Source organism: Streptomyces sp. NPDC051133 (assembly GCF_040682635.1).
Lineage (GTDB): Bacteria > Actinomycetota > Actinomycetes > Streptomycetales > Streptomycetaceae > Streptomyces.
Map to the genome: position 1 here is coordinate 150,769 of NZ_JBFBBK010000015.1, position 20,618 is coordinate 171,386.

The 20,618-nt window shown below is 71.6% G+C and carries 18 protein-coding genes; 6 read left to right on the plus strand and 12 right to left on the minus strand.

What is annotated here, in order from left to right; all coding sequences use genetic code 11:
• Positions 1 to 385 precede the first annotated feature (385 nt).
• The 6 genes from AB0N17_RS17860 to acs form a co-directional block, all read right to left on the minus strand.
• Positions 386 to 652 carry a hypothetical protein gene (locus tag AB0N17_RS17860; protein ID WP_366012256.1) on the minus strand — a complete coding sequence of 89 codons (267 nt, stop codon included), beginning with the start codon at positions 650 to 652 and terminating at the stop codon, positions 386 to 388.
• Positions 653 to 733: 81 nt separating this feature from the next.
• Positions 734 to 1,564, minus strand: coding sequence for a 3-oxoacyl-ACP reductase FabG (gene fabG, locus AB0N17_RS17865; protein WP_366012257.1), 831 nt, complete (start codon positions 1,562 to 1,564; stop codon positions 734 to 736).
• Complete coding sequence (locus tag AB0N17_RS17870; RefSeq protein WP_366012258.1) at positions 1,561 to 2,625, minus strand: alpha/beta fold hydrolase; 1,065 nt, start codon at positions 2,623 to 2,625, stop codon at positions 1,561 to 1,563. Before AB0N17_RS17870 ends, fabG begins: the two co-directional genes overlap by 4 nt.
• Complete coding sequence (locus AB0N17_RS17875) at positions 2,622 to 2,972, minus strand: hypothetical protein (RefSeq protein ID WP_366012259.1); 351 nt, start codon at positions 2,970 to 2,972, stop codon at positions 2,622 to 2,624. The genes AB0N17_RS17870 and AB0N17_RS17875 overlap by 4 nt, the downstream gene beginning before the upstream one ends.
• Complete coding sequence (bktB, locus tag AB0N17_RS17880) at positions 2,969 to 4,183, minus strand: beta-ketothiolase BktB (RefSeq protein ID WP_366012261.1); 1,215 nt, start codon at positions 4,181 to 4,183, stop codon at positions 2,969 to 2,971. Before bktB ends, AB0N17_RS17875 begins: the two co-directional genes overlap by 4 nt.
• Before the next feature lie 26 nt (positions 4,184 to 4,209).
• Entirely contained in the window at positions 4,210 to 6,081 is a 1,872-nt protein-coding gene (gene acs, locus AB0N17_RS17885) for an acetate--CoA ligase (protein ID WP_366012263.1), read from the minus strand.
• A gap of 324 nt (positions 6,082 to 6,405) precedes the next feature.
• Between acs and AB0N17_RS17890 the strand changes: the two genes are divergently transcribed.
• From AB0N17_RS17890 to AB0N17_RS17910, 5 genes are all read left to right on the plus strand, one after another.
• Positions 6,406 to 7,479, plus strand: a complete 1,074-nt coding sequence (locus AB0N17_RS17890) for a histidine kinase (protein ID WP_366012265.1) — start codon at positions 6,406 to 6,408, stop codon at positions 7,477 to 7,479.
• Positions 7,476 to 8,252, plus strand: coding sequence for a LytTR family DNA-binding domain-containing protein (locus tag AB0N17_RS17895; RefSeq protein WP_366012266.1), 777 nt, complete (start codon positions 7,476 to 7,478; stop codon positions 8,250 to 8,252). Before AB0N17_RS17890 ends, AB0N17_RS17895 begins: the two co-directional genes overlap by 4 nt.
• On the plus strand, positions 8,249 to 8,596 hold the full coding sequence (locus AB0N17_RS17900) for a hypothetical protein (protein ID WP_366012267.1): 348 nt from the start codon (positions 8,249 to 8,251) through the stop codon (positions 8,594 to 8,596). Before AB0N17_RS17895 ends, AB0N17_RS17900 begins: the two co-directional genes overlap by 4 nt.
• Positions 8,593 to 10,272, plus strand: coding sequence for a cation acetate symporter (locus AB0N17_RS17905; RefSeq protein ID WP_366012268.1), 1,680 nt, complete (start codon positions 8,593 to 8,595; stop codon positions 10,270 to 10,272). Before AB0N17_RS17900 ends, AB0N17_RS17905 begins: the two co-directional genes overlap by 4 nt.
• Positions 10,273 to 10,489: 217 nt before the next feature.
• Positions 10,490 to 11,158, plus strand: coding sequence for an adenylate kinase (locus AB0N17_RS17910; RefSeq protein WP_366012269.1), 669 nt, complete (start codon positions 10,490 to 10,492; stop codon positions 11,156 to 11,158).
• Between the two features lie 239 nt (positions 11,159 to 11,397).
• Here AB0N17_RS17910 and AB0N17_RS17915 read toward each other — a convergent pair whose 3' ends face one another.
• Genes AB0N17_RS17915 through AB0N17_RS17925 form a run of 3 tightly spaced genes read right to left on the minus strand, consistent with a single transcriptional unit; the run spans position 11,398 to position 12,895 of the window.
• Positions 11,398 to 11,832 (minus strand): TIGR03668 family PPOX class F420-dependent oxidoreductase, encoded by a 435-nt coding sequence (locus AB0N17_RS17915; RefSeq protein WP_366012270.1) that lies wholly within the window; start codon positions 11,830 to 11,832, stop codon positions 11,398 to 11,400.
• A 33-nt stretch (positions 11,833 to 11,865) separates the two neighbouring features.
• Positions 11,866 to 12,693, minus strand: coding sequence for an LLM class F420-dependent oxidoreductase (locus tag AB0N17_RS17920; RefSeq protein ID WP_366012271.1), 828 nt, complete (start codon positions 12,691 to 12,693; stop codon positions 11,866 to 11,868).
• A gap of 34 nt (positions 12,694 to 12,727) precedes the next feature.
• Positions 12,728 to 12,895: a hypothetical protein gene (locus AB0N17_RS17925; protein WP_366012272.1), complete on the minus strand. Its 168-nt coding sequence runs from the start codon at positions 12,893 to 12,895 to the stop codon at positions 12,728 to 12,730.
• 991 nt (positions 12,896 to 13,886) lie between these two features.
• Here AB0N17_RS17925 and AB0N17_RS17930 point away from each other — a divergent pair.
• Complete coding sequence (locus AB0N17_RS17930) at positions 13,887 to 15,530, plus strand: M4 family metallopeptidase (protein WP_366012273.1); 1,644 nt, start codon at positions 13,887 to 13,889, stop codon at positions 15,528 to 15,530.
• 79 nt (positions 15,531 to 15,609) lie between these two features.
• Here the strand turns inward: AB0N17_RS17930 and AB0N17_RS17935 are convergent, their stop codons facing one another.
• The 3 genes from AB0N17_RS17935 to AB0N17_RS17945 are packed head-to-tail and all read right to left on the minus strand — an operon-like array spanning position 15,610 to position 20,362.
• Positions 15,610 to 16,971 (minus strand): MFS transporter, encoded by a 1,362-nt coding sequence (locus tag AB0N17_RS17935; protein WP_366012274.1) that lies wholly within the window; start codon positions 16,969 to 16,971, stop codon positions 15,610 to 15,612.
• Between the two features lie 8 nt (positions 16,972 to 16,979).
• Positions 16,980 to 18,992, minus strand: coding sequence for a PEP/pyruvate-binding domain-containing protein (locus tag AB0N17_RS17940; RefSeq protein WP_366012276.1), 2,013 nt, complete (start codon positions 18,990 to 18,992; stop codon positions 16,980 to 16,982).
• On the minus strand, positions 18,989 to 20,362 hold the full coding sequence (locus AB0N17_RS17945) for an ATP-grasp domain-containing protein (protein WP_366012277.1): 1,374 nt from the start codon (positions 20,360 to 20,362) through the stop codon (positions 18,989 to 18,991). Before AB0N17_RS17945 ends, AB0N17_RS17940 begins: the two co-directional genes overlap by 4 nt.
• Positions 20,363 to 20,618 lie beyond the last annotated feature (256 nt).

Genomic DNA, 20,618 nt, shown 5'->3' on the forward strand with positions numbered 1-20,618 from the left:
CAGGTCCTAGCCCCGATCGAATGAGTTGTCGTACCACTCGATGGTGGTGCCGATGAGGCTCGCGGCGACGATACGGGGGAGGCCGGCGGGGGCCGGGGGAGCGGGTGGTGCCTGGGATGCCATGTGCGCCACTTCCTCGTGTGCGGTGGGGACGGGTACGTTCGGCACACCGTAGGAAGATGCAGGTCAAGGGCACATGTGGTGGAGCTACATAGTTCGAGGGTTGGCTATATGCGTCCAGCCAGCATGCCAGCTCGCGCAAGGCTGGTTGAGGTCCTCTGCGGGGGGCGAAAGGAGTGTGTGGGCGATGGCGTCCGGGGTTGGTCGATCAGGCGGAAGCCGGTGGCCTGCACGGCGGCGGCCACCGGCTGGGGAGTGCCCCGGCTCAGCCCAGGAACTGACGGAGTACGCCGAGTGAGACGGCGTTGAGCTCCTTCGCGAGGCCGGTCTGGGCGCGCACGGTGTCCGCAGCCCAGTCGGTACCGGCCTGGGAGGTCTGCTCCTGGGCGCGGACCGCGGCGACCACCGATTTCTCACAGGCATCGACGACAGCGAGGCCGGTCTGCTTGACGGCCTGACGGCACTGGTCCTGGATGTCCGCCAGGTCGCGTACGGCCGCGTCGAAGGTGGCGCCGTACTCTTCTGCTCTCATGCCCTGCATGAATACCTCCTGTGGGGTGGGTTGTGTTGGATGGCCCTCCCCCCGCGCGGGCGCGGGAAGGGAGTTGACGGTTCACATGTCGAGGCCTCCGTTGACGCCCCAGACCTGTCCGGTGATGTAGGCGGAGGCGTCATCGGCCAGGAAGCGCACCAGCCGGGCCACTTCCTCGGGACGGCCGAGCCGCCCCAGCGGGACCTGGCCGACGATGCGGTCGAGGACCTTGGCCGGGATGTGCTCCAGCATGTCGGTGGCGATGAAGCCGGGTGTGACGGCGTTGACTGTGATGCCGGGTCCGCAGGGGTCCTGTTGATCGGTCTTGGCCAGCTGGAAGGCTGCCTCTCGGGCGAGGGTCTTGGTGAGGCCGAAGAGGCCGGACTTGGTGGCCGCGTAGTTGGCCTGGCCGATGTTGCCGGTCTCGCCGATCACCGAGGAGATCATCACGATCCGGCCCGAGCCCTGCTCGACCATGCGGCCGAGGGCCGCCTGTGCGAGATAGAAGGGACCGGAGAGGTTGACGTCCAGCACCTGCTGCCAGTCGTCGTCGGTCATGCGGGCCACCGTGCGGTCGACGGTGATGCCGGCGTTGTTCACCAGGATGTCGATACGGCCGTGGCGTTCGACGACGTCGGCGACCAGGCGGCGGCAGTCGTCCGCGGAGCTGACGTCCGACTGGTGGGCGGTGACCCGCTCGTTCTCGGTTCCGAACTCGGTGCGGCACTCGTCGAGGAAGTCGCTCGCGCGGCGGACATTGCCGGCGTAGGCGGCGGCGACCGTGGCTCCCGCCCCGGCCAGGCTGCGGCTGATGGCGGCGCCGATGCCGCGGGTGCCGCCGGTGACGAGGGCGACCCGGTCCTGAAGGCTCTGGCCGGCGGTGGTGGTGACGAAGGGGGCGGTGATGGTCACGAGGTGCTCCTTGCGGGGGTGGGGGCCGAGCGGACGGTGAGCCAGTCGGCGATGTCGGGCCAGATCCTGTTCCGGGCCTTGGAGCCGGCCATGAGGCCGATATGTCCGCCCGGGCGGTCGAAGTGGGTGACGTCGGTGGAGCCGACGCGGTCGAGGAAGGGGACGGTGCCCGCGCGCGGGGCGATGTGGTCGTCGGCCGCGGTCACCACGAGGACGGCCGCGTCGATCCTCGCGGGGTCGACTCGGTGGCCGCGCAGCCGGAGTGTGCCTGCGGCGAAGCGGTTGTCCTGGTACAGCCAGGTGATCCATTCCCGGTAGGCGCGGGCCGGGAAGGGCGGATTGTCGGCCACCCAGCGTGCCATCGACTGGAAGGCCTCGCGGTCGACGGTGCCTTGCTCCACCTGGTCCCACAGCCTGCGGTAGGTGGTCACGTAGTTGCTCACCGGCTTGAGCATCTTGTTCGCCCAGTCGATGGCGTGGCCGGGGACGGATCGCAGGTCCGCGAGGGTCGTCACGTCGTAGGTGTCGGCCGTGACCCAGCGCCGGTACACGCTGCCCTCGGTGTCGTAGGGCATGGTGAGCAGGACGGTGTTGACGACCGGGCCGCCCGGGTGCAGTGCCGCGTACATGGCGGTGAACGCCGCGCCCATGCACCAGCCGACCAGGGACACCCGGTCGCTGCCGGAGCCGCGCAGCACCCGGCGTACGGCCCAGTGCAACTGGTCGCAGACGTAGTGCTCCAGGCCCCGGTCGGCGTCCTCCTCGTCGGGGACACCCCAGTCGAGCAGGTAGACGTCGAACCCCTCGGCGAGCAGGAACTCCACGAAGGAGTTCCCCGGCCTGAGGTCGAACACGTCCGGCCGGTTGATCAGGGCGAACACCAGCAGCACCGGGACGGGGTGACGGCGCCGGTCGCTGCGGTAGCGGTAGAGCGTGGTGGTGCGGTGGGTCCAGACGACGTCGCGGGGGGTGGCCGCGACGTTCGCCTGGTCCGCGGTGAGGATCAGGTTGGCGGCCTCGGCCAGCACCCGGGCCGGACGCAGCGGGTGGCGGACGCTCATGGCCCCGCCTCCTCACCGGGCGAACGGTCCGGTAGTTGGTTGCGCAGGTCCTCGACCTCTTGCAGCACGCGTTCCAACTTGTCCTCGGTGCGGGCGAGTTGGCTGCCCAGCCGGGTCATGTCCGCCCGGCCCGCCAAGCGCATGTTGCGCAGCATCAGGTCGCAGGTCTCGCCGCTGATGCGGGTCAGGGCGGCGAAGTTGCTCGCGGTCAGGCCCAGCAGTTCGGCGAAGGGGCCGCCCGAGACGAGCTGCTCGGTGGTCTTGGCGGCCTGCTGCTCCATGGCCTCGTACCAGTCGCGGAACGGCTGCTGGGCCCAGTCGCCGAACGGGCTGTCGGTGGCGGTCACTGGTCTCCTCCCTCACGTTCGAACAGTGCGGCGATGCCCTGGCCGCCGCCGATGCACATCGACACCACGGCGTAGCGGCCGCCGACGCGGCGCAGTTCGTGCAGGGCCTTGACGGTGAGGACGGCTCCGGTGGCGCCGACCGGATGGCCGAGGCCGATGCCGCTGCCGTTGGGGTTGGTGCGCTCGGGCGGCAGGCCGAGCTCGCGCGTCACGGCCAGGGCCTGGGCGGCGAACGCCTCGTTGACCTCGTAGACGTCGATGTCGTCGACCTTCAGACCGGTGTCCTCCAGCAGCAGGCTGATCGCGGGGGACGGTCCGACGCCCATGTAGGCCGGCTCGACTCCTACATGGCGGTAGGCCACTAGACGGGCCAGCGGCTCCAGGCCGCGCTCGGCGGCGACGGCCGCGTCGGCGAGGACGACGGCTGCGGCAGCGTCGTTGATGCCCGAGGAGTTTCCGGCGGTGACGGTGCCGTCGGGTTTGAAGGCCGGTCGCAGCTTGGCGAGGTCGGCCTCGGTGATGCCGGGGCGGGTGTGCTCGTCGGTGGTGGCCTGGATCGTGCCCTTGCGGGTGGGGACCTCGACCGGGACGATCTGGTCGGTGAAGCGGCCCTCGGCGGCCGCGGCGGCGGCCCGATGGTGGCTGGTGAGGGCCAACTGGTCCTGGTCCTCGCGGGAGACCTCCCAGCGCTCGGCGACGTTCTCGGCGGTGATGCCCATGTGGACGCCGTCGAAGGGGTCGGTGAGCGCCGCGACCATGGCGTCGAGCATCCGGCCGTCCCCCATCCTGGTGCCCCAGCGGGCCTGCGGGAGCCAGTAGGGGCCGCGGCTCATCGCCTCGGCGCCGCCGCCCACCGCGACCTGGCAGTCGCCCAGTGCGATGCTCTGGGCGGCCGAGACGACGGCCTGCAGGCCGCTGCCGCAGAGTCGGTTGACGTTCATCGCCGGGACCGACACCGGCAGTCCGGCCTGTACGGCGGCCACGCGGGCGAGGTAGAGGTCGCGCGGCTCGGTGGGGATGACGTGGCCGAAGACCACGTGTCCGGTGTCCTCGGGGGCGAGACCGCTGCGGTCCAGCGCCTCGCGGGTGACCAGGGTGGCCAGGTCGGCCGGCGGGACGTCGGCGAGCGCGCCGCCGAACTTGCCGATGGGGGTGCGGACACCGCTCAGGACGACGATGCCGCGCTTGGTGTGCTCGGTGTGCTTCTGCATGGGGGGTCAGTTCTCGTTTCGTGCGGTCAGTGGGTGGGGTGCGTCACGGCGGTGCTGAGGGCGGCCATCACGTCCGGTTCGCCGAGCGTCGTCACATCGCCCGTCTCCTGGGCGGTGAGCAGGTCGCGCAGCAGGCGGCGCATGATCTTCCCGGAGCGCGTCTTGGGCAGGTCGCCGGCCCAGACGATCCTCTTGGGACGGGCCAGCTTGCCGATGCGGATCCCGATGTGCTCGCGTAGCTCGGTCTCCAGCGCCGCGTCGCCCGGGCGGCCGCCGGTCGGCGTCACGAACGCCACCACGGCCTGGCCGGTCAGCGCGTCCGGGATCGCGACCACGGCCACGTCGGCGACGGCCGGGTGCGCGGCGACGGTCGACTCCACCTCGGCGGTGGAGAGCCGGTGGCCGGAGACGTTGATCACGTCGTCGGTGCGGCCGAGGATCCAGAAGCAGCCGTCCTCGTCCAGTCGGGCGGCGTCGCCCACCAGATAGGTGTCGTTGCCGAAGCGGGAGAAGTAGGTGTCGAGATATCGCTCGTCGTCCCCATACAGGGTGCGGAGCATGCTGGGCCACGGCTCGGTGAGAGCCAGGAGTCCGGTCCCGGTGGTGACCGGGGTGCCGTCGGCCTCGAGGAGTTCGGCGGACACGCCCGGAAGCGGACGGGCGGCTGATCCCGGCTTGGCTTCGGTGGCCCCCGGCAGCGGGGCGATCATGATGCCGCCGGTCTCGGTCTGCCACCAGGTGTCCACGATCGGACAGCGGCCGCCGCCGATCACCCGGTGGTACCAGTGCCAGGCCGTGGGGTTGATGGGCTCGCCGCAGCTGCCCAGCAGCCGCAGCGACGACAGGTCGTAGCGGCCCGGCAGCTCCTCGCCCCAGCTCATGGCCGCCCGGATGGCGGTGGGAGCCGTGTACAGCTGGGTGACGCCGTAGCGCTCCACCAGCTCCCACCAGATGCCCTTGTGAGGGTGGTCGGGCGCGCCCTCGAAGAGCACCGAGGTGACGCCGTTGAGCAGCGGGCCGTAGACCAGGTAGCTGTGGCCGGTGATCCAGCCGATGTCGGCGGTGCAGAACCAGACGTCCCGTTCCGGGGCCAGGTCGAAGACGATCCGGTGGGTGTAGGAGACACCGGTCAGGTAGCCACCGGTGGTGTGGACGATGCCCTTGGGGGCGGCGGTGGATCCCGACGAGTAGAGGATGAACAGCGGGTGCTCGGCCGGCAGCGGCACGGCGGGGCACTCCGGGTCGGCCGCGGCGCACAGGTCGGCATACCAGCTGTCGCGGCCGGGCCGCATGGGGCACGGCGCCTCGGCGGCGCCGACGACCACGACGTGTTCCAGGTCGGGCAGGGTCTCCAGGACCTCCTCCAGGGCCTGCTTCACCGCGGTGACCCGGCCCTTGCGGCGGGAGCCGTCGACGGTGACCAGGACCTTGGCGTTGCAGGCCGCCATCCGCTCGCCGACCGCCTGCGCGGCGAAGCCGCCGAAGACGACGTTGTGGACGGCGCCGATCCGCGCGCAGGCGAGCATCGCCACGATGGCCTCGGGGATCATCGGCAGGTGGATGCCGACCACATCGCCGGCGGTGACGCCGAGTCCCTTGAGCGCGTTCGCGAACCGCTGCACCTCCTCGAGCAGCCCCGCGTACGTGATCGTCCGGGTCTCGCCCTCCTCGCCGTGCCAGTGGTAGGCCACCCGGTCACCGAGACCGGCGGCCACATGGCGGTCGAGGCAATTGGCGGAGGCGTTGAGCGTGCCGTCGGTGAACCAGCGGTAGAAGGGGGCCTCGGTGTCGTCCAGCACGGTGGTGAACGGCTTGGTCCAGGACAGGTGGCGGGCCTGTTCCGCCCAGAAGCCGAGCCGGTCGGCGGCGGCCTGGGCGTAAAGGGCCTCCGTGTCCACCTGAGGACGTCGTGGGAAGGCGGCCGGCGCGGGGAGGGTTCCGGCTGTCGTTCGCCGGTCGCTCTGCGAAAGCGAGTACGGATGCGGAGTGCGGTCCGTCACGGTGTTGCTCCTCTTTCCGTGGGGGTGGTCGCGGCCCCGCCGGTTCGGTCCTCTGGGGTCCTGGGCGGAATGCCTGGTTCCGACCTTGCGCCTGCATTCACCCCGCCGGAAGGGCCCTGCGACGGGCCGCGCTCCGGACGCGACGAGCGGTCCCCGCGGCGCGACGAACGGCCGCCCGGGCGGTGCACGGCACGGCGAGCCGCGTGGACGTACGGTGAGTACGTGATCGGTGTCCACCCGGCCGGGATCAGGCGTCGGCGTCATCCGCTCAGAGCCGGCGGCGCCGACGTGGCCGCGGTGCTGCGGTCAGCCCGTGGGATGGCCGGCGAGCTGGCGGAGGGTCTCACGCCGCGGGCCGCCGACCGGGTCGCACGCCGGGCGCGCAAGCTCCTGGACGCCGACGGGGTCGTCCTGTGCGACCTGTCCGGCCCGCTCGGCACCGCCGGGAACGTTCGCGAGGACGTGCGCGAGCTGGCGGGACGGGCGCTCACCGGAGGCCGCCCGGTGCGCGGCGGCAGCGCCGTCGCCGCGCCGCTGCTCACCGGTGCGGAGCCCATGGGGGCGCTGGTGGCGGCCGGTGACGAGGTCGTGGGCGAGCAGGTGGAGGCGCTTGCGGACTGGCTCGGCGAAGCCCTGGAGCGGGCCGTCCTGGGCCTCGCCAGGGAAGAACTCGCCCTGGCCGAGCTGAGTCGGCTGCGCGCCCAGATCTCGCCGCACTTCCTGTACAACGCGCTCTCCGCGATCGCGTCGTTGGTGCGTTCCGACCCGGAGCGAGCCCGGGATCTGCTGGTGCAGTTCTCCGAACTCGCCCGCTACGCCTTCTCCGGGCGTGGACACTTCACCACCGTCGCCGAGGAGTTCCGCGCCATCGAGGTGTACCTGCAGCTCGAAAGGGCCCGCTTCGGCTCCCGGCTGTCGACCTCGGTACGGGTCGCCCCCGAGGTACTCCCGGTGACGCTGCCGTTCCTCACCCTTCAGCCGCTGGTCGAGAACGCGATCCGGCACGGCATCGAGCCGCGGCCGGGCGGCGGGACGGTGACCGTCACCGGCGCCGCCGTGGGTCCCGACTGCACCGTCACCGTCGAGGACGACGGCGCGGGCATGGACCCGGAACTGGCGGAAGCGGTGCTGTCCGGGCGACGCGAGCGCTCCGGGATCGGCCTCGCCAATGTGGACCAGCGGCTTCGTACCGTGTACGGCCCGGAATACGGGCTGGTCGTGGAGACCGCGCCCGACGCGGGCACCCGCGTCACCTTCCGGGTGCCGCTGTCCTCTCCGGGGATGGCGACGAGATGACGCAGGAACTGTCCGTACTGGTCGTGGAGGACGAGCCGCTCAGCCTCGACGAACTGGTGCACCTGCTGCGCTGCGCCCCCGGTGTGGGGGAGGTGGCCGCGGCCCCCGACGCGATGTCCGCGCTCAAGCTGCTGCGGCACCGCGAGCTCGACGCGGCCTTCCTCGACATCGGAATGCCCGGACTGGACGGCATGGAACTGGCCGCGGTGCTCTCCCGGCTGGCGCGGCCACCGGCCGTCGTCTTCGTCACCGCCTCACAGCAGCACGCGGTCGACGCTTTCGGGATCGGAGCCGTGGACTACCTCCTCAAGCCCGCCTCCGCCGGACGGGTACGGCAGGCGCTCGACCGGGTCCGCCGGGCCCGCGCCGCCCCCGTCCTCCCTGCCGCGGCACCACCCCGACCGGCCGGTGACCTGGCCGTGCTCAAGGTGGAGTCGCAGGGTCGCACCCGGTACGTGCGGCGGGAGCAGGTCCGTTTCGTGGAGGCGCACGGTGACCATGTGCGGCTGGACACCCGGGACGGGCGGTTCCTGGTCCGCATGTCACTGTCCACACTCGAACGCAGCTGGGCCCCGGCCGGGTTCCTGCGGGTGCACCGGGGCTTCCTGCTCTCCTTGCGGGCCGTCGAGGACCTGCGGACCGATGCCGTGGGCCAGTTGGTCGCGCATACGGCGGGCGGTGACGTCCCGGTCAGCCGCCGCCACGCCCGGCAGCTGAAGGAAGAGCTGTTCGCCGCGGCCCAGGAGGGCCGGGCCGGCGGGGGGCGGCGATGAGCCGACCACGCCGTGTGGCGGTGGTGAGCCCCCAGACCCGGCTGGCCCTGGCCAGACGGTCGGGGGCCGGTCGGCACCTGGTCCTGCCGCCGGAGTTCGACGCACGTGCCGCCCGGCGCGCTTACCTGCGGCAGCGCCGACTCGCCGGCATCACGGCGCTGACACTGGCCACCCTGTTGCTGGCCCTGCCGCTCCTGATCGCGACCGTGCCGCAGCTGGGTACGATCCGGCTGGCCGGCATTCCGCTGTCCTGGCTGTTGGTCGGCGTGTTCCTCTACCCGTTGCTGCTGGTCGCCGCACTGGTCCTGCTGCGCCGTGCCGAGCGGGCGGAGCGGACGCGATGATCATCGCCCTGATCTCCCTGGTGGCGCTGGCCGCGCTGGGGATCGGGATGTTCAGCGTGCGGGTGGTGCGAAGCACGGGTGACTTCCTGGTCGCCGCGCGCAGCGTGTCTCCGGCGCTGAACGGAGCCTCCATCGCGGGCGAGTACCTCTCCCTGGCCTCCTTCCTGGGCGTCGCCGGCCTGGTGCTGGAAAGCGGTGTGGGTGTGTTCTGGTTTCCGGTGGGCTTCACCGCCGGTTTCCTGGTGCTGCTGGTCGCGGTCGCGGCGCCGCTGCGGCGCTCCGGCGCCTACACCGTGCCCGACTTCGTGGAGAACCGGCTCGGTTCGCCGCTCGCCCGGCGCCTGGCGGGGACAGCCGTGCTGCTCATCGGCTGGACCTATCTGGTGCCGCAGTTCCAGGGCGCGGGCCGCATCCTGGCCCGCTTCGTCGGTGTCCCGTACCCGTCGGCGGTGCTGCTCGCAGGGACCGTCGTGGCCGTCACCGTGGCGCTCGGTGGCATGCGCGCTGCGACCTACGTCCAGGCCTTCCAGTACGCCGTGAAGCTGCTGTTCCTGGCGGTACCCGCACTGGCGCTGATCATCGCGGTCGGGCCGGCGGGCCGGTCTGCGGCCGTCCACCCGGAGGGGGGTACCCAGTTCCGGCAGGCGACCACCGTCGAGTTCCGCACACCCGCGGCCCTCGAGGTGCGCACTTCGACCAGTGTCACCGTCGACGACCGGACGGCCACCTGGGCGCCGGGACGCCACGCTGTCGCGGACGGCTCCCGAGTGCGCTTCCCCCGAGGAGCCACGGTTCCCGAGGTCCGCGGCGCCGCGGAACTGGGTGGTGCGGACTGGCGCACGCCCCTCCTGCACCTGTCCGGTGGCGCACATCCGCTGTTCCAGACATGGTCGCTCCTGGTGGCCACGGTCCTGGGCACGGCGGGCCTGCCGCACATCCTCGTACGACTGCACACCAGCCCGGACGGCAGGGCTGCCCGCCGCGCGGTGGTGGTCACCCTGGCCCTGCTCGGCCTCTTCTACCTCGCTCCGGCCGTGTACGGGCTGCTGGGCCGTACTGCGGTCCCACAGCTGTACCTCACCGGGCCCACCGACACGGTGGCCCTGGTCCTGCCCGCGGCGGTGCTGGGGCCGCCGTGGGGTGCCGCGCTGTCTGCGGTCGTCGCGGCCGGCGCATACGCGGCCTTCCTGGCCACCTCGTCCGGGCTGCTGCTGGTGATCGCCGGAGGCATCGGCCATGACCTGCTCACCGGCTCACTGCGCGATCTACGGGTGACAGTCGGGGTGGGGGCCGCAGTGGGAGTGCTGCTGGCGTTGCCCGCAGGCTCGCTGGAGATCAGCGTCGTGGTCGGCTGGGCTTTCGCCATCTCCGCGTCCACGCTCTGCCCCCTGCTGTTCCTCGGTATCTGGTGGCGGGGGCTGACGGCAGCCGGTGCCGGGGCCGGAATGGTGGTCGGCGGGGTATCGGCCGCCGGCGCTGCGGTGGCCTCCGCGCTGGGCGCTGCCCCTGCGGGCTGGCCCGGGGCCCTGCTGGGGCAACCTGCTGCCTGGTCGGTGCCGCTGGCCTTCGCGGCGATGGTCGTCGTCTCACGGCTGGGGCGGCCTCCCGTCGGCGCGGAGGACCTCATGCTGGCGATGCACGTGCCCGAATCTGCGGAGCCGGTCCGGCGTGGGTGATGAAGACTGCCTGTCTGTCTGACGTCTGACTGACGTCCGCCGTCCGACGTCCAAAGGCGATCCGGGCGGACGGTGCTGTCTGCCGGCGGCCGACCGCTCGCCGTGCTCGAGCGACCGTTCGTCGTACCCGGCCCACCACCTGCCAGACCGTCCTTGCTCGCGCAGCACGCCGCCGAGCACGGTGGGCACACCGGCACGCACCGACGGAAGGCACTTCATGGATCTCCTCCTCATCGGCCCGCCCGGCGCGGGTAAGGGCACACAGGCCGCACGGCTGCGGCAGGCTCTGGGCATCCCCCATCTGTCCACCGGAGACCTCCTGCGCCGCCATGTCGCGGAAGGCACCCGGCTCGGCACCTCCGCAGCCGCGCACATGCGCCGCGGAGACCTCGTCCCGGACGAGCTGGTGACCGAGATGGCCCTGGACCAGATCCGCGAGCGGTCCTGCGCGGCGGGCGTCGTGCTGGACGGCTTTCCGCGCACCCTCACGCAGGCCGAGGCCCTCGACACCGCGATGGCCGGTGATGGGCGACGGCTTGCCGCGGTTCTCCACCTGACCGCCCCCGATGAGACGCTGCTGCGCCGCCTGACCGGACGCCGAACCTGCGGCGGCTGCGGGAACAGCTACCACCTCGACACCAGGAAACCGCGCACCCCCGGGCAGTGCGACAGCTGCGGGCACCGCCTCGTCCAGCGCGGCGACGACACGACCGAAACCGCCCGGGCGCGCCTGGCGGTCCACACGCGGCAGACGCAACCGCTGCTCGCGCGCTACCGGAGGGCCGGCGTCCTCCACGAGATCGACGGCTGCGGAGACGTCGGTGACATCACCCGCCGCCTCCTGGCCGTACTCGCTCCGCGTGCTACGGGGTCCTCGACCCTTTGAAACAGCCCGCGTCGGGTTCACCTTGTACCTCGAGTTCCGACCGGGCCCTTTCTCGGACTTGCCGCAGCCCTTTGCTGCTACAAGCGGCTCCTCGAACTCGCCATGGAGGACGCGGTCTGATACACCAGCAGGATTTCGCTGTCTGACCTGTGGGTTTCGCCCGGCGGCTGGAGTGTGGCGGGCCGCGGAGTGGTCAGGGGTGGCCTTCGGCAGGCCGCCCCTCACCGCTTGACGTACGGTCAACCCCCCGACGCGGCACGCCAGCCGTGCCACCGGCGGACGGCGATCACGAGCGCCGGACCGGTCGGCGGTCGCTGCCGGTAGGGCGCGTACTTCTCCCGCAACACGGCGACGGCCGCCGGATACTCGCCCTGCGTGCCGGGCGGCAGCACGCGGGCGTCACCGTCCGCGCGGACCCACCACAGCCGCTCCCAGTCCTCGTCGTACGCGTCGACGAGGAGGCAGACAGCCGGGTGGGCCGCGACGTTGTCCAGCCGTTTCAGTCGCTGCGATCTCTTCGGCTTCCAGTCGACGGCGGTGACGATCTCCTCACCCTGGGCCGCGAAGACGACCGGCACCAGATGCGGGCGCAGGCCCGCGTCCACCGTCGCCAGGCGCGCCACCCGCGCGGTCGTGAACCGGCGGCGCGCCTCGTCCTCGGTCATGACCGGCACGGTCAGCTCCTGTCCAGCGGCAGCCGCGAGCTGTCACCGGTGGCCGGACGTGGCCTCGGCCAGTTCGTCCAGGGTGCGCAGCGTCTCGTTCTCCGGCAGGGTAGGCAGATACAACAGGACACGTTCGACGCCGAGTTCGGCGTAGGTGTCGAGCGCCTTCTGGTCGTGCCGGCCCGCGTACACCACGACGGACGGGCGGTCTCCGGCCGTCCGCCGCATGCGCGCGATACGTTCGCCCAGCTTCTCGAGCGGCGGACTGCTCGGCATCCACGCCGCACCGTACGCGGCGACGCGTTCGAAGGCGCGCTCGCTGTCACCGCCGACCCAGATGGGCGGATGCGGCTTCTGGACCGGCTTGGGCCAGGCGTAGACGGGGTCGAAGTCGACGAAGTCGCCGTGGAACTCGGCCTTCTCCTTGGTCCACAGCTCGATCATTGCGCGGATGCGTTCGTCCATGAGCCGTCCGCGGACGGCCGGATCCGTCCCGTGGTCGCGCATCTCCTCGCGGTTCCAGCCCGCTCCGACCCCGAACACGGCCCGGCCTCCGGAGATCAGATCCAGGGAGGCGACCTCCTTCGCGGTGTGGATGGGATCGCGCTGGACCACCAGAGCGATGCCGGTGCCCAGGAGCAGGTCACGGGTCACCGAGGCGGCAGCGGCGAGCGCCACGAACGGGTCGAGCGTTCGGTAGTAGATCCGTGGCAGCTCACCACCCCCCGGGTACGGGGTCTCCCGCTTGACCGGAATGTGCGAGTGCTCGGCCAGCAGCAGGGAGTCGAATCCGCGCTCCTCCAGGGCGGGTCCCAACGCCTTGGGGCCAATGCCCTCGTCGGTGACAAATGTCGATACTCCGAACTTCATCCGCGACTACCTCGTCTCGTCGGCACACCTGTTCTCAGTGTGACGCGGCCGGTCGCTCTTCGTCGGGCGTGGCGTCCTGCGGCGTGGCGTCCGGACCCTGTGCCCGCCGGGCCCGGCCGGTGGCGGCCACCTGGTCCTCGACGTTGCGCAGTTCCTCGTCGAGCCGGCCGCCGAACAGGGTGCGCTGCCCTTGGGCCGCCATCAGGATCCGGGGAGTTCGCCGGCCTGGAGGGCGGCGAAGTCGGCGTGGGCTTGTTCGACGGCTTCAGGGTACGCCTCGCGTTCGGCGTGCTCGGCGAGCGCCGGGCTGAGCTGTTCACGGACCCGGGGAACGACGCGATCGGCCGTCTTCCGCCCCGCGTGATTTTCCGAGCGTGCTGATCCAGGGAGACTCCCTGTCGCTCATCCGCGCAGACGTCGCCGAAATCGTAGACGCATGCGACCAAAACGACGTTGGTGAAGCCCGCGAGGCTGCGGCCACCCTCCTGTCCCACCTTGACGAGCTGCTGGCCGGCTCCACGGCAGCTCTGAAGGCTCACGACATGTCAGCCCCTTCCGCCAGGCTCCCGGCGCATGTGGTGGGGCTACATAGTTCGGGGGGTGGCTATGCGTGTAGCCACCAGGTCGGGTGGCGGAAGGGCGGCCCAGGGGCTCGCAGGGGGAGGCGGTACCAGGGCTGTCCCTGTGCACCGCTGGTGAAGGCCGGGTGGGGGAGTTGTCATATCTGGTCCACGCGCGTAGCGGATACTGCCGGGACTGAGGTTGCCTCATGTGTGCATCTCCAACCCCCCACGCTTCACGGAGACTTCATGTACCCCGCCGTTTTCGGCCTGCTTGCCACCACGCTGCCCCTGAGCGGAGCGGAAGCCGCCGCAGGCCCTGACTGAGCCTCCCGCGCCCGCCTCCCGCGTCCGGTGCCGATGATCTGACGGAGTTTCGGTCACCGACGGCGAGGAGGAGCCGGCCCGCGCGGACGCGACGTCCGCGGGGGTCCGGTCGGCATGCCGTGAATCCGGCCTCGGACCTCGTTCGCGGATTGGCGCTTTGTCGTCGGCGCCCATCCCGGGTGCCATGACATGGGCATGTCATTCGTGCAAGCCTCTCTCCCACCGCCGCACGAGCACATCCACATCCACAACCGTCCCGGTCGGCCCCACACCGGCCGGACGTACCCCCCCACAAAAGGAGCTTGTGTGACCTCCCGCGACACACGCCACAGGCACACCGCTTTGGCCGCGGCCACAGCCGTCGCCGCCACCACGGCACTTCTGAGCACCACGCTCATCACCACCGCCACCGCTCAGGCCGCCACGGGCGCGGCCCACCGTTCCGCGGCTCCGGTCACGCTGTCGGCGGCCGCGCGTACGGGCCTGATACAGAAGGCGCAGGCCGGCGCGGCCGAGACCGCGCAGCGCATAGGCCTCGGCGCCGAGGAGAAGCTGGTCGTCAAGGACGTCGTGAAGGACGCCGACGGCACCGTCCACACCCGCTACGAGCGCACCTACGCGGGCCTGCCGGTACTCGGCGGCGACCTGGTCGTCCACACCGCCGAGTCCGGCAGGACCGAGGGCGTGACCAGAGCGACGACGGAGCAGCTGAAGCTCGCGTCGCTCAAGCCGCAGATCGCCGCCGCCACGGCGGAGAAGCAGGCCGTGGGCCTGGCCAAGGCGGCGGGATCGGCGAAGACGGCCGCGGACCAGGCTCCGCGCAAGGTCGTCTGGGCGGTGAGCGGCAAGCCCGTCCTCGCCTACGAGACGGTCGTCGGCGGCCTGCAGGACGACGGCACCCCGAACCGGCTGCACGTCATCACCGACGCGGCCACCGGCAAGAAGCTCTTCCAGTACCAGGGCATCGAGACCGGCGTCGGCAACACCCACTACAGCGGCAAGGTGGACCTGTCGACGACGCAGTCAGGCTCGTCGTACACCCTCACCGACGCCTCTCGTGGTGGGCACAAGACGTACAACCTCGACCACAAGACGTCCGGCACGGGCACGCTGTTCTCCCAGTCCGGCGACACCTGGGGCGACGGAACGGTGTCGAACGCGGCGACCGCCGCCGCGGACGCCGCTTACGGCGCGCAGGAGACCTGGGACTTCTACAAGAAGACCTTCGGCCGCAGCGGCATCAAGAACGACGGTGTCGGCGCCTACTCCCGCGTGCACTACGGCGACTCGTACGTGAACGCGTTCTGGGACGACGGCTGCTTCTGCATGACGTACGGCGACGGCTCCGGGAACAACGACCCGCTGACCGCGCTCGACGTGGCCGGCCACGAGATGAGCCACGGCGTCACCGCCAACACCGCGGGGCTGGAGTACAGCGGGGAGTCCGGCGGTCTGAACGAGGCCACCTCCGACATCTTCGGCACCGGCGTGGAGTTCTATGCCAACAACTCCAGCGATCCCGGTGACTACCTCATCGGTGAGAAGATCAACATCAACGGCGACGGCAAGCCGCTGCGCTACATGGACAAGCCCAGCAAGGACGGCGGCTCCGCCGACTACTGGTCCTCCAGCGTGGGCGGCCTGGACGTGCACAACTCGTCCGGTGTCGCCAACCACTTCTTCTACCTGCTGTCCGAGGGCAGCGGCGCGAAGACGGTCAACGGCGTGAACTACGACTCGCCCACCAAGGACGGCTCCAAGGTCACCGGCATCGGCCGCGACAAGGCGCTGCAGATCTGGTACAAGGCGCTGACCACGTACTTCACCTCGACGACCGACTACAAGGGCGCCCGCACCGGCACCCTCAAGGCGGCGTCCGACCTCTACGGCGCCTCCAGCACCGAGTACAAGACGGTCGAGGCGGCCTGGACCGCGGTCAACGTGAGCTGACCCTCAGGAGGCCAGGGGCGGCAGCCGGGACTCGTCCCGGCTGCCGCCCCGAGCCGTGCCGGAGCGGCCACCCACCGGATCAGGGATGCGGGGCCACGCCCTCGTCGACGGGCAGCGCGACGGGCTCCTCCTCCGGCCGTGTGCCCGCCGCGGCGGAGGCCGTGCCCGCACCGCGTGCTCCACGAGCCGCACGCCCGGGGGCTCCCGGGGCCACCCGGCGCAGGGCCAGATGAAGCACCGGCATCAGCACACAGGTGACGGCGGCGGACTGCCACAGCAGCGCGTCGAGCCGGCCCGCCGCCAGATACGCGCCCGCGGCCACCGCGGCCAGCGCACACACACCGCGGTCCACGATGCTCTCCACCGACAGCAGCGTGGCACGCGGGGCCCCCTTCGGGATGGCGTCGTTGATGAGCTTGCGCTGCACCGGATAGGCGAACCCGGTGATCGCGGCGAACGCGCACAGCAGGCCGACCACGGCCCAGGGGCCGCCGGCAATGGTGCCGGCGAGTGCGGCGGCGAGTGCGACGCTCAGCAGGGACACCCACACCGCGGGCGACAGCCGCCGGCTCAGCCACTGGGGCCGGGCGGAGGTCACCGCCTCGGCGACCGTCATCGCCGCGAGGACGGTGCCGTGGCCGCTCTCCGCGATGCCGTGCTCGAGCAGCACCGGCTGGAACAGATTGACCTGGCAGATCCGCGACAGCGTGAAGACCGCCACGCCCTGCACCATGAGGAAGGCCAGCCACGGGGATGAGCGAAGGGTGCGCAGGGCGGCGCCCGTGTCCCGCAGCAGAGTTCCCCTGCGCCGCCCCCGCGTGCCCGCCCCCGCGCCCGTGTCGCCGGCGGCGATCCGGGGCAGGGCGAGGGCGCAGCCGAGAGAGCCCGCCGCGCTCGCCGCGCTGAGCACGTACGGCGACTGGTGGGCCACGGCCATCAGCGGTCCGACGAGCGGCCAGCAGACGACCTTGGCGGCGAGCCCGAGGGCACGCGCCGTTCCCTCCGCCCTGAGGTAGTGGGCGTCCGCTCCCTCGGCGTGCAGGCCGTCGTACAGGCAGGCGCTCGCCGCGCCCGAGGTCAGGGAGCGCCCGGCGGCGATCGCGAGGAAGTGCACGAGGAAGCCCGTGTACGAGGGGGTCAGCACCGGCACCATGTTCGCCGCCGTCATGACCACCGCGCCCGCGCGCAGGCAGTTGCGGGCACCGACGCGGTCGGCGACGACTCCCGTGGGTATCTCGAACAGGCAGAAGGCGACGTAGTAGATGCTCTGGATGCCGAAGATCTGGCCGTCCGACAGGCCCGCGGCACGCTGGTAGGCGTAGAACACGGGCATCCACCACAGCAGGTTGAACAGCAGCTGGAACCCGTTGTTGAGGCGGATGATGCGGCGGGCGGCCGGGGTCAGGGCCGGGTCGGCGGAGCGGCGCCACACAGCGGTCATGGAGCGCCTCACCGGGCGTACGGGCGGACCTGGACCAGGTGGAACGCCCCCTCGGTGGTCATGAGCCACTCGATGTCCAGCGCGTCGTCGGGGTCGTCCGCGCTGAAGTGGGACTGCAGCAGACGCCCCACCAGGGCCAGTTCGCCCAGTGACGTGCGGGTGTCCGACGGGAGGTCCGCACCCGACGAGCCGACGTCCACGGTGCGCCCGCCGCCCTCGACCGTGTTGTACAGGTACTGGTGGGGCAGGACCTTGCCGTCGACCACCCGCTCCGGCGAACCGGCCGTGCAGTTGACGTACACGTTGCGGAAGTCCTCCCGCCGGGTCGGATTGCAGGTCACCAGCACACCCCCGAGGCCGGCGGGCACGTACCGCTGGATGATCACTCCCATGTAGGTGTCGTCCAGCACGATGCCGGCCTCGTGCCGCAGACGTACGCTCCGTGGCGACAGCAACGAGGACCACACCTGCCGCACCGCGTCCAGCAGCTGCTCCTCACCGCGCACGGTGGTCACCGAGTCGTAGATCCCGGCCGCCGAGAAGCCGGGCAGGTCCTCGGCGTTGGAGGACGAGCGCACCACGAGACGACCTCCGCCGGCCGTCAGACCCGGCGCCGCGCCGGTGACGGCCCGTGCCACCTCGTCGGGGATCGGCGTGCTGTGCATCAGGCGCTGCAGGTCCAGACAGAGGGAGTCGATCACGTCGAGCGCTTCGAGTTCGAGCGCCATCTTCAGCTTGCCGATGCCCTGCTGCAGAGCGGCCGACGAGGTCAGGAAGAGATGGTGCAGGCGGAACGGGAGCGCCACGCCCTCGGGTGCCCGGACGGTGGCCGCCACGCGTTCGGCCGCCGCGTCCCGCAGCCGCTCCACCGGCGCCTCCGGCTCGCCGAGCCGCAGGGCCAGGTGGGTGAGCAGATCGGGCCGTGGCGGGCGCGGGCGTGCGTAGAACGAGGTCAGGTCCGCCGTGCGGCTGTCCAGGACGTGGTGCAGTTCGCCGAGGTTGGCGGCCTTGGTGCCGTAGCTGTCGCGGTCGGCGCGCCGCAGCCGGTGCAGCGCCATGACCGGTGCCTCGTCCAGCAGGGGTGCGTCGAGGCGGATGCGCTGCTGGTGCCAGACCGGCCTGTCCAGGGCCGGGGCGTCGGACAGCCGCTCCAGGGTGATGGCGTCCTCGGACACCCGGTAGCGGACCCATGCGCCGTCCAGTCCGTCCCGCCGCACCAGAGCGTCCAGGTCGCGGACGATGGCGTTCGGGATGCCCCAGCCCGACGCCAGGACGTTGGTGTGCGAAAGCGGCGTCGTGGGCTCCGTGTTGACGAACCCCGCCACCCGGGGCACGTCGTCGGGCAGGCAGGCCATCGCGACGACGTCCGCCCACCCGAGCTGTGGGGCGGCGGCGCGGTACTCCGCCGGGTTGCGGAAGTAGCGCAGCCGGCCCTCGGCCACGCCCGGGTTGAGGCAGGTCCGGGTCCGGTTGCCGAACAGCTCCTGGCTGAGGATGCGCGGTACGCGTGCCTCACCGACCGAGGCGAGTTCGTGCTCCTGCCCGTGGTTCGCCGGTTTCAGCAGCAGGGGGAGGCGTCCGTCCACCCGTGTGCGTACGTAGTGGTAGAACTCCTCCAGCAGGGCGGCGTGCATGGTGTCCGCCTCGGTCGTCTCCAGGACCAGGAAGGGCCGCTCGGATCCGTCGGTGTCCTCGTCGCTGTGCAGGGACAGCACCCCGAGCAGGAAGCGGCGGTCGGGCGCCATGTACACGGAGGCGTTGAACGCGTCGAGGTCCGTGTCGAGTTCGTCCATCCGCATGCCGAGGATGCGCGTGGCGATGTAGTCGACGTGGAAGGGGTGCACCCGGGTGTCCAGCAGGTGCCAGGTGTCCTCGGACCTGTCCACCACGACCTTCAGATACGGGTGTCCGGCGAGGACGCCGGAGAGCGTGCGGAACAGCGGCAGTGAGAGGTTGGCGCCGACGACGGTACGGTCGCCCGCCGTTTCGGGGACGTAGGCCTTGTGCGGTGCGTGGGTCATGGCCGGGCCCCCTCGGTGGCGTCCGTGGGCAGGATGCGCGGCAGCGCGTCGACCAGGGCGGTGAAGTCACGCACCACGGACTGCGGCCGGTCCGCCGACAGCAGGCACAGGCCCGCCATGGTGTTGGCCCCGGCGGCCGGCTCGTAGACCGGCACGGGGGCCCCGTCCGGAAGAGAGCTCTCGCGGACGACGGACAGTGTGCTGCCGGCGCCGACCGGCGCCGAACGGACGACCGCCGAGGCGTCCCATCGATGGCGGCGGCGCCAAGGGGTGCCGTCGCCCTGCACGGCGAGGACCACCAGCGATCCGGCCGCGCCCGAGGCGTCCTCGGGCGTCAACGCCCGTGCGGGCCAGGTGGGTGAGCCGCCGAGCAACTGGTCGGTGAACATGCCGACCAGGTCCAGGCCGAAGACCTCCTCGATCTGCGGCACCGTCATCGCCCCGCCGAACCGCGCGGCCGTCTCGATGACCCACATACGGCCTTCCGTGCCCAGCTTGATCTCGGTGTGGGTACCGCAGTTCTCCAGCCCCAGGGCATCCACGGCGTGCCGGGCGAGGTCCACGATGGCGTGCTGGGCCGTGCTCCCCACGGCGGCCGGGGTGATGCCGGCGCGCTCGGTGAAGGGCGCCACCGTCGGCATCCGGCCGCTCAGGCAGACGGGACGGAACTCTCCGTCGACGACGACGCCCTCGACGCTGACGTAGTCACCCCAGCCGGGGCCGTCGAACCACTCCTCGGCGCATCCGTCGACGATCTCCTCGACGATGAAGTCCTCCGAGGCGCCGGGAACATGGAGCTCCGCGAAGCCGAGCAGCGCGGACTCGGCCATCACCGCGCGCGACCGCTGCCAGGCGTCCGGCGCGTCCGTGGGCCGCTCGATGATCTGGTGCGCGGTCGAACCGGCGCTCCAGGCCGCCTTTAATAGAAGTGGGCATGACAACTCGACGGTCGCGCGCTCCAGTTCGGCCGCACTGGTGACGGCGCGGAACCGCGGTTGCGGTACGCCCCGGCGCTCCCACGCGGCGCGCATCAGGCGTTTGTCACGCGCCAGGGCGGCCGCGGGCCCGGCGCCCCTCAGCCCGAGCCGCCGCGAGGCCTCGGCGACCGCGACCACCGCGTACTCCGAGAAGGTGAGGACGGCGTCCGCCCCCACCTCGCGAGCCCGGGCGGTGATGAGGTCGACCAGGTCGCCGCCGGGGGTGTCCAGGGGCGTGCGGACCGACGCGCACAGCCGCGCGGCGTCATGAGCCACGAGGGCGGGCAGTTCACTGAGGGCCAGCAGGTGCACCGTGGACCTCGCGGCCACTCGCGTCAGGGCATGGCCCACCGGAGGACCGCCCTTGGCATGCACGTACAGCACCTTGCTCACGGGACTCCAACTCCTTTGTCGTCGTCGGGCGGCCACCGGGCCGCGCCAGTGTGTGGTCCGGTGGCCGCGTCGGTACATCGACCACTGCGCACGCCCCCTCCAAGCGAACCAGCACCCGCACGCGTCCGGGACACCGAGACTCCCGAAGCACTCAGGCAAATGCCTTACTGCTGAAGCCAGTTCGCGTCGGACGGGGGGGTGCGGTTGTGCGCCGGCCGCGCCGAGGCCGCAGCCGGAGCGTCTGCCCCGCTCGCAT